The organism is Rhodopirellula bahusiensis (assembly GCF_002727185.1).
GTDB classification, from domain to species: Bacteria; Planctomycetota; Planctomycetia; order Pirellulales; family Pirellulaceae; genus Rhodopirellula; species Rhodopirellula bahusiensis.
Genome location: NZ_NIZW01000008.1, coordinates 293,965 through 306,792, shown reverse-complemented (window position 1 = coordinate 306,792; position 12,828 = coordinate 293,965). Strand labels below are relative to the sequence as shown.

Genomic DNA, 12,828 nt, shown 5'->3' with positions numbered 1-12,828 from the left:
TCTCTGATCTGGCGCGGAAGGCGGCCGGTCAGGGGAGATCGACCGAAACCGGTGTTGTTTGCCGTTTAGGCAGTCTATTTCGGGCCCTCCGCGAATCGGGAGGGCCCGAAATCAGCTGATTTCAGATCAGGCGTTCCGTGCGGCCAATTCAGCTTTCATGAACTCGAGGCCCTCTTTGGCGAGTGTCAGCTCGTCGGAGAACATCTTCCGCCAAATCTTGGTTGCGGCGGCGATTTCCGGCAGAGCCAACCCGAACGCTTCGATGGTCAGGTAACCGTCGTAGCCCGATTGCACGATCGCGTCGAAGTTCTCTTTCCAGTTCACGCCGCCTTTGCCCGGTGTGCTACGGTCGTTCTCGCTGATGTGAATGTGGAACAGCTTGTCACCGCCGGCCTGGATCGCTTCGGTGATCGATTTCTCTTCGATGTTGCTGTGGAAGGTGTCGTACATGATGCCACAAGATGGATGATCCACCTCGCGAGCAAAGCGGGCCGAGTCGCCGTGGCAGTTCAGCAGGTAGCACTCAAAACGGTTCAGAGCTTCGACGCCCAATTTCACGCCAACGGTCTCGGCGTATTCGGCGGTTGCTCGCATGGATTCAACGCCCCACTTCCACTCATCTTCGGTGGGTCCAGCACCGCTGAACAATCCGATCGCCGAGTGATAAGGGCCGACCAAGATCTCAACGCCGGCGGCGGCACAGCAATCCAACGTCTTCTTATTCAGCTCGACGCCCTTGGCTCGCACCGCGGGATCGCAAGAGATGGGGTTGTCTTCTTCGCCGCGAATCGTGACGGCGGTTCGTCCCAATCCGATCTCATCGAGACGCTTGCCGATCTTGGCGTAGTCCAGATCGAGATTGAACATTGGCAATTCGACGCTGTCGTATCCGATTCCTTTGAGCTGCTCGCAAACGGGCAACATTTCCTCGGTGACTTCGCCGGACCACAACAGCAGGTTCATGCCGTACTTCATAATGTTCTTCTCTACAGAGTTCTCGAAAGGGGAATTTCAACGGGTGTTCGTGTCTGCGGGCTTGCCTGAGGAAGCCCGAGTCAGCTCAGGATAGGCCATCGGACGACCTCCGGGGGCGAGCAGACGTGCGTGCTGAAGTCGCACCTCTTGGCGTGCTTTTGGCAACCAATCGCGAACGGCATTGGGCAATGCCACCAACCCGACTCGGGCCATGACCTGGTTCAGCCGCATCAGCAGTGTGTCGTCGGCCAAGTAATCGTACAAGAACCGGGTGGAAGCGAACCGCTGCAGCGTCGCGGGGATCTTGTCCGTCGATTTGCCGGTGATTCGCTGAACCGACGCCGCAATTTCGTCCTGAGGCACCTCATCAAACATTGCGCAGTACCGCTCGCCGATCTCGGGCTGGTCCTCGATCAAATTCGCATCCAGCAACATCTCAATCAAAATGTGTCCCACAAAACTGGGCCGAAACCCCGCATCGCCAGGCAACAGATCACGCAGCTGAACGGCGAACTCCAGGTTCATCCGCGCAAACGTCTCGCCCCCATGAAACCACTGGTCATCGTCGACGTGGGCCAACACGCCGCGAGCGACTTGCCGAAGCACCGGATCGGCATCCTCGATGAATGTAGCCGCCAAACGACCGCGAGCTCGGATCTTGCGATCGATCACGGACAAGAAGTCTGGAATGCCTGTCGAGACCGCCATCACCGGATCATCCAAGTATGGAATGGCGTGGCAGAGAAAGTTCATGGGCGGATCTTGGTGATCGGCTGGGGAATTCAATCGAGGCCCGGAATCAGACCACGCTTGCAGAGGAGTCAGAGATGGTCAGCGGGTGGTGCTGTCCGCATCAGCTGATGGCAACGACGCCGAGTGCCATTGTCCCAACCATTGCATCATCGACCACCGTAGGTCGGATTGATGTTTCGCGATCGCGTCGTTCAAACGATCGGCCAAACGAGTGTTCTCTTTCTTGAGCCACAACCGAATCAACGTGTCCTCCGCTAAGTTGCCCAGCTCTTCCGCCGCGTCACCGCCCAGCTTGCTGATTCGTTCGACGTTGAATCGATCCATCCGCATGTTGGCTTGCTCGACGTTCACATCCAACTGAATCGCGGGAGGCACTTCGCTGTAGTCGGCGGACATGCCCATCACAAACTGGCAGTCTAGGTTCACGTCCATCGTGCCATCGACGCTGATGCTAAAAGCCTGCACACCCAGGTTCCAACGTTCCAGCCGAATGTGAAATTTCGCGGGCGTTCGCACAACGGCATCGACGAGCCAACCTGGATTGCCGGACGGCGTTGTGGAAGGAACAACGGAACGAATCGTAAGCGGAGATTGGGCCAGCGTCCCCGACGCGCCGAGGGGCAGGGTGGATGGCCATGCCAATGCGGAAAACCGTCTAGGGTTGGCGGGCGCGCGGAGGTCATGCTCGGCCCTCCCCTCGCTTTGCTCGACCCTCCCAGAGGGAGGGTGAAGTGTTGATTCGGCTGTTGAGATGGGGCGTTGGAGCTCGGTGAGCTCCGGCAACGTGACGTCATAGCGGACCCAACGTCCGTGCCGAACCTCTTTGCGGCGTCGGTTGGTTTTCAGCTTCCAACCTTCGCGGCGGACTTTCACGCCCGCCCACAACGATTTTGTCTTGCCCCAATCATCATCGCCGTCAAAGCCATCGGGGACATGTTTGAGAAGTTGATCCGCCAACCACTGAACTGATTGGCGAGCTTGATCGGGCGTCATTTCGACGCTGGTCGCCGGCGTGATCTGCGGCGCGGTCAGCGGTATTTGCCCACTGCACCGCGCCAGACATCCTATCGAACCCGATGGCACAACCGCCGACTCAGCCAGAGCGACGGCCATCACCATCACGGGAATCAGCGATACACGACGCAGAAGTAAACGCCATCGCGACCGCGTGCCATCGCCGCTCCTGCCACTCGCATGTTGGGGTCGCTGGTGTAACAAGCCGAAACTCCGGCGGGCGTGTGGGAACTGCTCCATCCGACGCCCTCATAGCGTCCGGGGGCAAACGATCCTGACGGATGAGTTTTCAAACCTGTCGACGCCATCAACTGAGCACGCCGTTCCGCGACCGCTTGCAATTGCGGATCATACGCAAGACCACGTAGTCCTTGTCGAGACCGTTGTGCGTTCAAAGTCGTCAAGACATTCGAAACCGCACCACCGACGCGACGTGAGCTGGGCACCGAGTGCGAGACCGGCATCACCGAAGGTTTGCTCGTTTGGTAAATCACCTGGCCTTGATGCGTGGCTTGGCCCCGATAGATCTCGGTTCCCTGACGGGAGACTGGTCCCTGGTGAACGACCGGGCCCGAGTGGATCACTTGTCCGTGTTGCACCGGAGTTCCCACCGACACGGTTCGGCTCGAAACAGGCGAACGTGTCACCACGCTGCGGTTTTGGCCGCAATTGGTGCAACCGGATCCCGTTGGGATTGTCGCCGTCTGAACGACTCTACCATTGGCGGCATTCACTTCCGTTGGCGTCACCAGCAGCGTTCCGCAGGTGACTCCACCGATGGCAATCAGAGCGGGCAGATGCGGCACAAACAATCGAGGCACAAAGCCTCGCACGAGTTCGGTCAACGAATTCGTTTCTGACAGACGGGACGCTTCAAACAATCGAGACATTCAACACTCCTGAAGAAAAGGAGCCGGTGGAGCCAATCCTTGGTCCAGATACGAGTCACATTCCTGTGCGGCACCGGCGAAATTGCGTTGCCGCGAACCATTGCGATTGCCCGCATCGCGAAAAGCCCCTTTCTTCGAAAACGCAGCCGTTTCTGCGGCTTGCGACGACGGCCAACGACGGAAGTCACCATCCGTTCACTACTTAGAAATGAAGCCATCGTCCAAAGAAGTTTGCGATGTCTTTCGGGTGAGAACAAACCACCTGTCAAACTGGGCAAAGTTGCTGCAGCCAAAAGACGCCGGGAGCCTGGAATGCCCCCGCGCGAACTCACCCAGTTGCTGCAAACTCACTCCCGTAGCCGGATTCGCGAGAATTCGGACTGCCAACCAACTCGAGCCTCTGAATTCTGGCGAATTCAGCTACAACCGCTTTAACACGTCTCCCAGAGCAGACCTCCACTCAAGCCACCTTTTTGCCGCCGGGTGCCCGCAAGTCGAACAGCCCGAAGATTTCGTCTCGTGACAATCCACCAGCCTTGGAAAGAGGTCCCGACTTTGCCGGACCGTCGCCCGCTGCGTTCTTCGAAGCGTCGCGTTGATCCGCGAAAAGCATGTCGAACATTTCGCGTTTCTGGTCCAGCACCGACGCAATGCGTTGCTCGATCGTGTTGATCGCCATCATTCGAGAAACCGTCACGCTGCCTGCCGCTCCGATGCGGTGAGCCCGGTTGATCGCCTGATCTTCGATCGCAGGGTTCCACCATCGATCGAACAAGAACACGTAACGGCAAAATTGCAGGTTCAACCCCACGCTGCCGGCACCGTAGCTCATCAAAATGATGTGGCTGTTGGGATCGTTCTTGAACTGGTCGATCACGCCCTCGCGTTTTTTATGCGGAATCTTCCCGTGGTATTCCAGCGGGCCGAATCGTTCCAGCGTCGGTCGCATCTTTTCAATCGTCCGAGTCCATTGGCTGAACAGGATTGCTTTCTGTCCGCTGGCCGCGACCTCTTCCATGTCCGCTTCGAGCCGCTGCAGTTTGGCGCTGGAATTGGTCACTGGATCGAAGTTGCAAATCTGCTTCAGCCGCAGTACCAACTCGAACACATGCTGGACGGTCAACGATTCCTCCAGCTCCTCAAGATGGACCACGCCTTCTTTCTCAGCCGTCTCATAGCGAGCCCATTGCTCGGGCGTCAGATCGATGTCCGCGTCGCGATAGAGCTTGGGCGGCATGTCTTCAAGCACCATGTCTTTGGTGCGCCGCAAAATGTAGTCGCCTGCCATGCCCGCCATCTGCGACATCGGCATGCCGGTTTGCAAGTAGCCTGGCGAGAGGAAGTCGAAGATGCCAACCAAGTCGTCCGGTGAGTTTTCAACCGGAGTCCCCGTCAACGCCCACGATCTCGTTCGCGGGATGGCACGGATGATTTCGCTGGTCGTGTTGTTGCTGTTCTTGATCCGCTGAGCTTCGTCGAGCGCAACCAAGTCAAAGTGCAGGCCGCCCTCGAGCACGATGTCTTTGTCTCGCATCAACAATTCATAGTTGGCGATCTTCACCGGCACGTTCGGTTCACGCCACTGGAACTCTCGCTTGGCCGCGTTGCCTTCGATTGCCACGACAGGAATCTCCGGCGCCCACACGCTGAATTCGCGAAGCCAGTTGCTGACCAACGGCTTGGGGCAAACCAGCAACACGCTGCGAAGCTCGCCGCTGCACAACAACATCCGCATGGTGCTGATCGCTTGCATGGTCTTGCCCAGCCCCATCTCATCGGCCAACACACAGGCGTACCGAGGAAACAGAAACGCAATTCCATCAAGCTGATACGGAAACGGCTCAAACGGGAAGTTCAACTGCCCGCTGCCGACCAACAAATCGAGCGGCGGTTGCAACAGGTAATACAACCGATCCTGCAACTTCACGATGTCGTTGGGCGGCTTGATTCGCGAACGTTTTCCGATCGACTTGCGACGCTTCTTAGAACCGTCTTCTGATTCGGATTGGTCATTCCCTTCGGGACCGATCGAACCAGCAACCGCCTTCGCGGGTTTCTCGGTTAGCTTGGGAATCCAAGACGCGGATTCGGGAAACAAGAAACCGGTTGTCTTCGCGACGAGAGGCGGCAACTTGATTGGCACCCGCATCGGTTGCAGCGCCGGCAGCGTCCACTCATCGGTTTGCAACTCGAACGCAGTTTCAACGTCCCAACTGTTGACGCTATCGATCTCGCACTGCATCGCGGGACGCTGCGCCGGAGTCGCCGGTTTCGCAACGTCGCTCGACGAAGTGTCCCTGGGCGACGGGATGGAAGGGGAGAGTGGATCAGCAGAAACCGGCGACGATTTTCGGAACCACACTACGCCGCCCTCGCGATTTGGGACTGAGCCTCTCGAATCGCTTCTCGAATTCGTTCGAACGGTTCAATCACATCGGGGAAGTCGCTCATTTGCTGAGCAACTTGCTCGGCCGCTTCCATTTGTTCCATCGCGACCAACACCGACGCGCCGCGAACTTTCATGGCGCAATGACCATCGGGTTCTTTCGCGACGTAGGACTTGCCGTCGTTCTCTGGAGTGGCGACAAACCCGATTGTGCAATTGGCATCCGACATTTGCAACGACTCGGTTTGCTCACACATCAACATCGAGATCGGTGTGCGGCACTTTTTCAGCAACGTGGGTCCGATGACGTCACAAATCAGATGCTGACGCAATGTGTTGCCAAACAGGATCTCGTGAGCCTTGGTCGGACGCAACGGCAGCGTGCACTGAAACTCCAGAGGCCGCCCGCCTCCGTTGAGAACGAGCAAGCCGCCCGTCCATCCGGTGCGTTCTTGTTGAACGATCGTGAAATAGCCAAGCGTCGCAGGTGCCAATTTCGACTCCATCGTGGATTCGATCAGATGAATGGTTGGGTCAGTCGGGAAAGACTCGCGGGCGAACGGACGCAAATGACATGCGGGTGTCAAATGCGTCCGTTCACGGGCGAATGAACGATCGATCACGTCCCGGCTGGGTCGACGAACGAGCCCGGTGCATCTGCGGGAGATGCATCCGACTCGTTCGTCCCAGGACGAATCGATCGGTGAAACAGGAAACCTCTGTTCGACAAGAGTTCGTTTGGGTGTGGTTGACCACACCGGCGATTTGAAAGAGCCGTTTCGGGTTCCTTCAATCGTCCCACTCACTCTTTAGCGTCGTGTCAGCTGGTTTCCTTGCGAAGCTAATTGAAGATGGCCGTAGAGCGTCTGATCCTTCCGAACGAGGTAGAACTTGGCCTTGGAACCGCGTCGAATGTTGGGTTGGTCGAGGATCTCGGCCAAGTCTTCCAGCCCGGCGGTTTGCCAAACATGAATCCCCAGCAGAACGTCGCCCGCCGTGATGCCTTGTTCGCTCGCAGCGGAACCAGCTCGGACATCAGTGACAATCAAACCACCGCGGTAGTTGGTTCGTAGTCGCGAATTCATGCGACGAACAAAAGACTCGCCCGCTGGTCGCACCGAAACGCCGACGACTTGCCAGGCGAGTGCCGCGGCCGGGTCACCGAACTCTTGCGACGACACAGCGGTCGCCAATTGAGTTTGGAAGAACTCTCCGTCGCGTTCAAATTCCACTTGCAGTGGATCGCCTGGGCCAAGTTCCAACACTGACAATTCGTAGTTCAGTGGATCGGCAATGTTTTGTTGATTGATTCGCACCAATCGATCGCCCGCCTGCAATCCGGCTTGGTGAGCCGAGCCGCCCTCGGACAAACGAGTCACCTGCAGGCCACCCCGCGAAACCGCGGCTCCGTCCATCCCAATCACCATGCGGCGATTATTGTGGCGGTTGATCATCTCGGTCACGGTGTCGAGGACTTGATCGATCGGAATCGCAAACGCGATCTGCTGAGCACCAACGCGAACGGCGACGTTCACGCCGATCATTTCACCGTCGATGTTCAACAATGGCCCGCCCGAGTTGCCGGGATTGATGCCCGCACTGGTTTGGATCAGATCGCGGTACTGCTGAGTCTCATTGACCGGCACATCACGGTGCAGAGCACTGATGATTCCTTCGGTGCTGGTGTGGACATAGCCAAACGCATTGCCGATGGCGATGACGGTTTCGCCGATCATCAAATCATCGCTGTGTCCGCGAGGGATGGTCGGAAACGGGCCTTGGCCTCGCAATTTGACGAGCGCCAAATCGCTCTGCGGATCCGAGGCGATCAAGTCGGCCCGGGTGGCTTCACCAGTGTGCAACGTCACGTTGAGTTCGTTGACGTCTTCGACCACGTGGTAGTTCGTGATTACATAGCCACGTGGATCAATCACGACCCCGGTGCCCATGCCGTTGACCTGGCGAAACGAATCCGGCGCGCCACCGGCCATGCTGGCCGCGGTTGTTCGGATGGTCTTTTGACCGTGCAGGTTCACCACCGAGGGTGAAGCACGACGAATCGCGGTCACCGTGGGCGTTTCACGCAACGAACGCGAAGACCGACCGGTCGATCGCATGTCACGAACACTTGCATCGCTGCTGCGGAAACTGGTCGCGGTCACGCTTTGCAAGTCATCGGCTCGCACCGACTCATCGCTGCCGGTGCCAACGGTCAAACCCGCCAGCAACCCCATCGACAGCAACACACCCATGGATGGGGAACGATGCGCCGACACGTCGTGACGTGTCGGCGAATGTTTTAGAAACCAACGCATGCAATCCCCGCACTCACGCAATCAAGCGGAAGTCATTGAAACAACCAGAACAACACACTGCCGAAGCAGAGCGTCGCCCCTGTGATGTCACTCGCTCGATCCGACAAAGCGGAAGCAAACGGAGTGACCGGTACGAGGGTTACCATCGGACATCGCCGCAAGATCGCTTGATCAGTGACAGACCGCGCCGCAAGGTTTGCCAAACTTCACAATCGGCGGAAAATCAGAGTTTTGGTTGGAGGCCAAAACTTGAGACAACTGCATTCAATTGTCCAAAAAACTCAGCGGACCATCGGGAGGCACGACTCCCAAACGGCGTTGCCGATCGGTCCGCTCCTGAGACGAAGCGGTGGCAATGGGCAGTTCCACCACGGGGAGTTCTTGCAGCGTTTTGCCTGGGTTGGCGTCCAACCAAGCGTTTTCAAACATCTTCAATTGACGTCTGAGCGGAGGAGAGTTGGGCGTCATCTCGACCGCTTTCCGCTGCGTCACAATCGCAGCGGGCAGATCACCCGTCGCGAAATAGCAACGGCCACACGTGTCCAACAAAGCCTCGCTGCCGGGACTCATCTCCAATGACTCGATGCTTCGCTTGAGAGCCTTGTCGTAGTCGCCTTCGGTGTTGCTGACCAGCCAAGCGTATTGGTTATAAAAATTGGCCAACAACATGTCGCGAATGGCCGTTTGGCGTCCCGGGCGACCGTTGCCGGTCTCTCGAAACGTCTGGCGTGTCTCTTCGATGTCTTCGTCGATTTCGGCCAACACAGACTCGATCTTGCTGACCACATCTTCCTTCCACTCATCGTTCCAATCCAAGCGGTACATCGCGATCAGGATGTCGATGTTCTCGGGGTCCATCGAGAACGCGGTTTGCATTCTCTCGCTGGCCGCGGCTTTGTCGTCTCGATTCGCCAAGTCCAAACCGGCTTGGAAATCCAAGTGACTGCGAAGCGATTGGTAATCGAAATCGTGAGCCATCAGTTTGTGGCGAAAGTCATCGTCCTTCTCTATTCGCTCCACAAGCGGCTGCAATAAAGCAACCACCTCAGCGGGCTGCAACAGCTCAGCCAAGTGCTCCGCCAATTCAATACGTGCCGTCGAGGATTCGATGTTGTGCAGCGGCAACTCGTCGATCAACTTGCGGTACTCGGCTTGAGCCCAATCCGATAACCCACGGTCGATCAAATCCGCCGCGATTCGAAGGTGTGCTTCCGCATGATTCTCAAGCAATACCGGATGCAGTTGCGGCTCACCCGCGTCATTTGAGTTGACGACCGGGTTCAACGCCAACGCCTGCTTGGTTCGTTCCGTCGCCAGCTCCGGTTGTTCCGATTCCAGCAAAGCCTCGGCCGACGCGTACAACAACGAAGGCGACTTTTCGAACAACGATCGATGCTTGGCGTGAGCTGCCGTGATGACGTCAAACAATTTGTGGTCGATCGCCCACAACGCCGCATCGGTGAGCTCGCGCGTGCGCGGAGGAATCACATCAATGTGCTGAGTGAAGAACCGCGAAGCATCATCTTCTTGGCCCAACACGCGAGCTCGCTCGGCGTTCAACCAAGTCAACCGAAACAGTTCGTCGCCGCTGATGATTGCTCCGGGAGCAATCTTGCCGCGAGCAACCTCTTGCCCCGACGCATCGACGTCGATCTCCCAACTCGATTCCATCACGTCGATCAGTTCACTCCATCCGTCCGCCTCAAAGCGTCCTGATTCCAATTCCTTGGCATAGTGGATCATCCACTGACCGCTGAACTCAGTGTCGTTGGCAAAGACTTGTTGCAAATGAATCGCCATCAACGATCGATCGTGAGCACTCAGTCCCAACCAATCATCCTCGGGAGACTTCCCTCTTTTCGTGGCGTCGTCGGTGGTCCATTCGGATTGCAAAGCGAGCGTCTCTCGGACCGGCTGAGCCAACAGAGCCATCGCAGCAAACCGGCTGAGCGTGGGCTCGGCTTCATAGCGAGTCAATCGAACCAGCGCAGGAAATGAATCCATGGTCGGCAGCGCAACGAGTTGGCCAATGCGTTGCCGTCGAGCCAAGACGGAACGCGAACCGTATTCGCTTAGAATTTCTTGAACCGTCGCCGAGTCGGTGCTGACCGACCACGGCACTTCGACGCCGCTGGTCAACTTGCGAGCCGCAATCGCAATTTCGCTGTCCGGGTGGTGGCGAGCCTGTCGCAATGCATCGAAGGCGGCCAAACCGATCCGAGACAAACGCTGTCGGCAACGAACCCGCGTCGCGTAACTCTCGGATCCTAGTCCCTCGATCAACTCCGCGATTTCACCATCGTTAACAACCGGAACTGTGCGATGCCATTCGCTGTCGGCCATCGCGGTGGAGCTCATCAACGAGCCCGCAGAGGGTTCCACAATCCCCGCCAAAGGGACGAGCAGAATGCTGCTCAAAAGAAGAGATGGCACCGTCTTCGCGGGCTGATTGCTGGGATTCTGGATTCGCATCGTTAGGACTTCGTGTGAACGAGAGAACCGGTCCAAAAAAATTCGCATTCCGAATTGTAGCAACCTGGGACGACCCCACGGGGCTCACACCCGTGACATACCGCATCGGCAATCCCACTTTGATTCAGACGCCGCAACGTTTTGTTTGATTCCCTCGGGACAGACAATTAAGCTGCAACGGTCTGTTGTTGAACAATCCGCCTTTAGTCACAGGGTCCCCGTCGCGATGAAGATTCGCTTTGCCTCGCCACTTCTCCTTATCGCCATGGCGATTGGCTTTTTGACCACCGCTCAGACCAACACGGCCTCTGCTCAGTCCGCTGTATTGGCCGAGATCTACGGCCGCGGTGTTCATGCCTACAACGCCGGAAACTACAGCAAGGCTTATGAATTGCTGTCGATGGCGATCGACAACAATATCCGTGACCCGCGGGCTTACTACTTCCGCGGATTGGCAGCCAGTGCCAGCGGAATGGGCTACGCCGAAGGCGATTGGCAAATGGGCGCCGAGCTCGAAGCTCGTGGCGGCGACGCTCGATCGATTGGCCGTTCACTATCGCGGATCCAAGGTTCGCAACGCCTGAAATTGGAACTGGTTCGCGAAAAGGCTCGCCTGCAAGCTCTGGCAACCGGCGCCGCTCGCTCGCAGATCCGCTCGAACGAGCTTTCCTCACAAGGCCAACCCGCCGCTCCTTCGCAGGCTCCGAAGATGCAGCGTGGTGCCACCCCGCCACCCGCACCAGCATCGGATGACAATCCATTTGCGGATGATTTGGCCGGCGAAGACGCAGTGGTCGAATCCAACGACGCTCTCGAAGGTGCGATGGACAACCCATTGGCCACCGAAGCTGCTCCAGCCGACGCATCGGCCGCCCCTGCTGATGCGGGTACCAGCCCATTTGATGGAGGCGCCGCTCCGACCGACCCATTTGCCCCCGCCGGTGATGGCGACCCGTTCGCTCCCGCAGGCGATGACGATCCGTTCAGCGGATTCTGATTTGGAAGGCACGCCAACCGAATCGCGTGCCTTTCCACCCCGGATTCATTGTTCCCACAGCGAATCGCCGTCCGTAAAGTGTGCTCTTCCGAGCACCTTTCCTCCAAACGGTCGCGAATCCTGTGTCTCCCACCATCGAATCCATTTGCCAGTCTCTCTCCGCCATCGCTCCCTTGAAGCTGGCGGAGGAATGGGACAACGTTGGCCTGCTTTTGGGTGACCGCTCAGCGGAAGCCCACCGGATATTGACCTGTTTGACGATCACCCCAGCGGTGGTGGAGGAAGCAACCGAGTTGGCGGCGAATTTGATCGTCGCCCACCACCCGCTGCCGTTCAAACCGATGGCCAGGATCACGACCGATTCGGCCGCCTCAGCGATGGTCTGGAATCTGTGCCGAGCCGGAATCGCTGTTTACAGTGCTCACACCGCCTACGATTCCGCTCGCTTGGGCATCAACGAACAGTGGGCAAACCGTCTCGGCTTGACCTCAATCAAGCCCCTCGTTCCGTCGCTGGAAGACTCAATGGTCGGCTCAGGCCGCTGCGGCGAGCTTCCCGAACCGATGACTGCGAGAGAGTTTTTGAGCTTTGCCGCAAATTCATGCGGCTCCACGCGGCCCCGATTGGTGGGCGATTTTGACCGTCCGATTCAGCGTGTTGCGATCGGCTGCGGCAGTGGAGGCTCGTTCGTGGGAGCCGCCCGCCGGCGTGGTTGCGACGTTCTGCTGACCGGCGAAGCCACCCTGCATACGTGTTTGGAAGCGGAAAACACGGGATTAACGCTGGCTTTGGTCGGCCATCACGCCAGCGAACGCTTTGCCATGGAAACGCTGGCCGAGCAGCTGTTGCAAGAGATCCAACCGCTGCATGAAACCTTCGCCGACGATCGAGATTCATCGCCGCCTGATCCGGCGGGCAATTGGGTCCGTAGTAGCCAACGCGAACGAGATCCGATCGCAGTTGACCCAATTTCCCTCAACCCGTAACGTTGGAAGTTGGCATGGTTTACGCAAGCCGCACGCTTTC

The 12,828-nt window shown here is 57.8% G+C and carries 10 protein-coding genes; 2 read left to right on the top strand and 8 right to left on the bottom strand.

The window, feature by feature from the left end; genetic code table 11:
• Window positions 1-126: 126 nt before the first annotated feature.
• From CEE69_RS12630 to CEE69_RS12585, 8 genes are all read right to left on the bottom strand, one after another.
• On the bottom strand, window positions 127-975 hold the full coding sequence (locus CEE69_RS12630) for a sugar phosphate isomerase/epimerase family protein (RefSeq protein WP_008664273.1): 849 nt from the start codon (window positions 973-975) through the stop codon (window positions 127-129).
• Window positions 976-1,011: 36 nt separating this feature from the next.
• Entirely contained in the window at window positions 1,012-1,728 is a 717-nt protein-coding gene (locus CEE69_RS12625; protein WP_099260983.1) for a hypothetical protein, read from the bottom strand.
• Between the two features lie 78 nt (window positions 1,729-1,806).
• The gene (locus CEE69_RS12620; RefSeq protein WP_099260982.1) at window positions 1,807-2,847 is read right to left on the bottom strand and encodes a hypothetical protein; all 1,041 of its coding nucleotides are present in this window, start codon (window positions 2,845-2,847) and stop codon (window positions 1,807-1,809) included.
• Between the two features lie 8 nt (window positions 2,848-2,855).
• Window positions 2,856-3,632 (bottom strand): CAP domain-containing protein, encoded by a 777-nt coding sequence (locus tag CEE69_RS12615; protein ID WP_099260981.1) that lies wholly within the window; start codon window positions 3,630-3,632, stop codon window positions 2,856-2,858.
• Window positions 3,633-4,092: 460 nt separating this feature from the next.
• The gene (locus CEE69_RS12605; RefSeq protein WP_099260980.1) at window positions 4,093-5,994 is read right to left on the bottom strand and encodes a DEAD/DEAH box helicase; all 1,902 of its coding nucleotides are present in this window, start codon (window positions 5,992-5,994) and stop codon (window positions 4,093-4,095) included.
• Window positions 5,994-6,587, bottom strand: a complete 594-nt coding sequence (locus CEE69_RS12600; RefSeq protein ID WP_099261020.1) for a hypothetical protein — start codon at window positions 6,585-6,587, stop codon at window positions 5,994-5,996. The genes CEE69_RS12605 and CEE69_RS12600 overlap by 1 nt, the downstream gene beginning before the upstream one ends.
• A 240-nt stretch (window positions 6,588-6,827) precedes the next feature.
• Window positions 6,828-8,270: a trypsin-like peptidase domain-containing protein gene (locus CEE69_RS12590; RefSeq protein ID WP_099261019.1), complete on the bottom strand. Its 1,443-nt coding sequence runs from the start codon at window positions 8,268-8,270 to the stop codon at window positions 6,828-6,830.
• 327 nt (window positions 8,271-8,597) lie between these two features.
• Window positions 8,598-10,805: a tetratricopeptide repeat protein gene (locus tag CEE69_RS12585; RefSeq protein ID WP_233215173.1), complete on the bottom strand. Its 2,208-nt coding sequence runs from the start codon at window positions 10,803-10,805 to the stop codon at window positions 8,598-8,600.
• A gap of 226 nt (window positions 10,806-11,031) precedes the next feature.
• On the opposite strand from CEE69_RS12585, the gene CEE69_RS12580 reads away from it, so the two are divergent.
• A complete protein-coding gene (locus tag CEE69_RS12580) occupies window positions 11,032-11,802 on the top strand; it encodes a hypothetical protein (RefSeq protein ID WP_099260977.1) in 771 nt (256 codons plus the stop codon).
• A gap of 122 nt (window positions 11,803-11,924) precedes the next feature.
• Window positions 11,925-12,788, top strand: a complete 864-nt coding sequence (locus CEE69_RS12575) for a Nif3-like dinuclear metal center hexameric protein (protein ID WP_099261018.1) — start codon at window positions 11,925-11,927, stop codon at window positions 12,786-12,788.
• Window positions 12,789-12,828: the final 40 nt, after the last annotated feature.

What these genes read in the sequence shown, in the direction of transcription:
- CEE69_RS12620 (WP_099260982.1), bottom strand. Translation starts at nt 2,847, where the DNA reads ATGGTGATGGCCGTCGCTCTGGCTGAGTCGGCGGTTGTGCCATCGGGT.
- CEE69_RS12625 (WP_099260983.1), bottom strand. Translation starts at nt 1,728, where the DNA reads ATGAACTTTCTCTGCCACGCCATTCCATACTTGGATGATCCGGTGATG.
- CEE69_RS12615 (WP_099260981.1), bottom strand. Translation starts at nt 3,632, where the DNA reads ATGTCTCGATTGTTTGAAGCGTCCCGTCTGTCAGAAACGAATTCGTTG.
- CEE69_RS12590 (WP_099261019.1), bottom strand. Translation starts at nt 8,270, where the DNA reads ATGGGTGTGTTGCTGTCGATGGGGTTGCTGGCGGGTTTGACCGTTGGC.
- CEE69_RS12585 (WP_233215173.1), bottom strand. Translation starts at nt 10,805, where the DNA reads ATGCGAATCCAGAATCCCAGCAATCAGCCCGCGAAGACGGTGCCATCT.
- CEE69_RS12580 (WP_099260977.1), top strand. Translation starts at nt 11,032, where the DNA reads ATGAAGATTCGCTTTGCCTCGCCACTTCTCCTTATCGCCATGGCGATT.
- CEE69_RS12630 (WP_008664273.1), bottom strand. Translation starts at nt 975, where the DNA reads ATGAAGTACGGCATGAACCTGCTGTTGTGGTCCGGCGAAGTCACCGAG.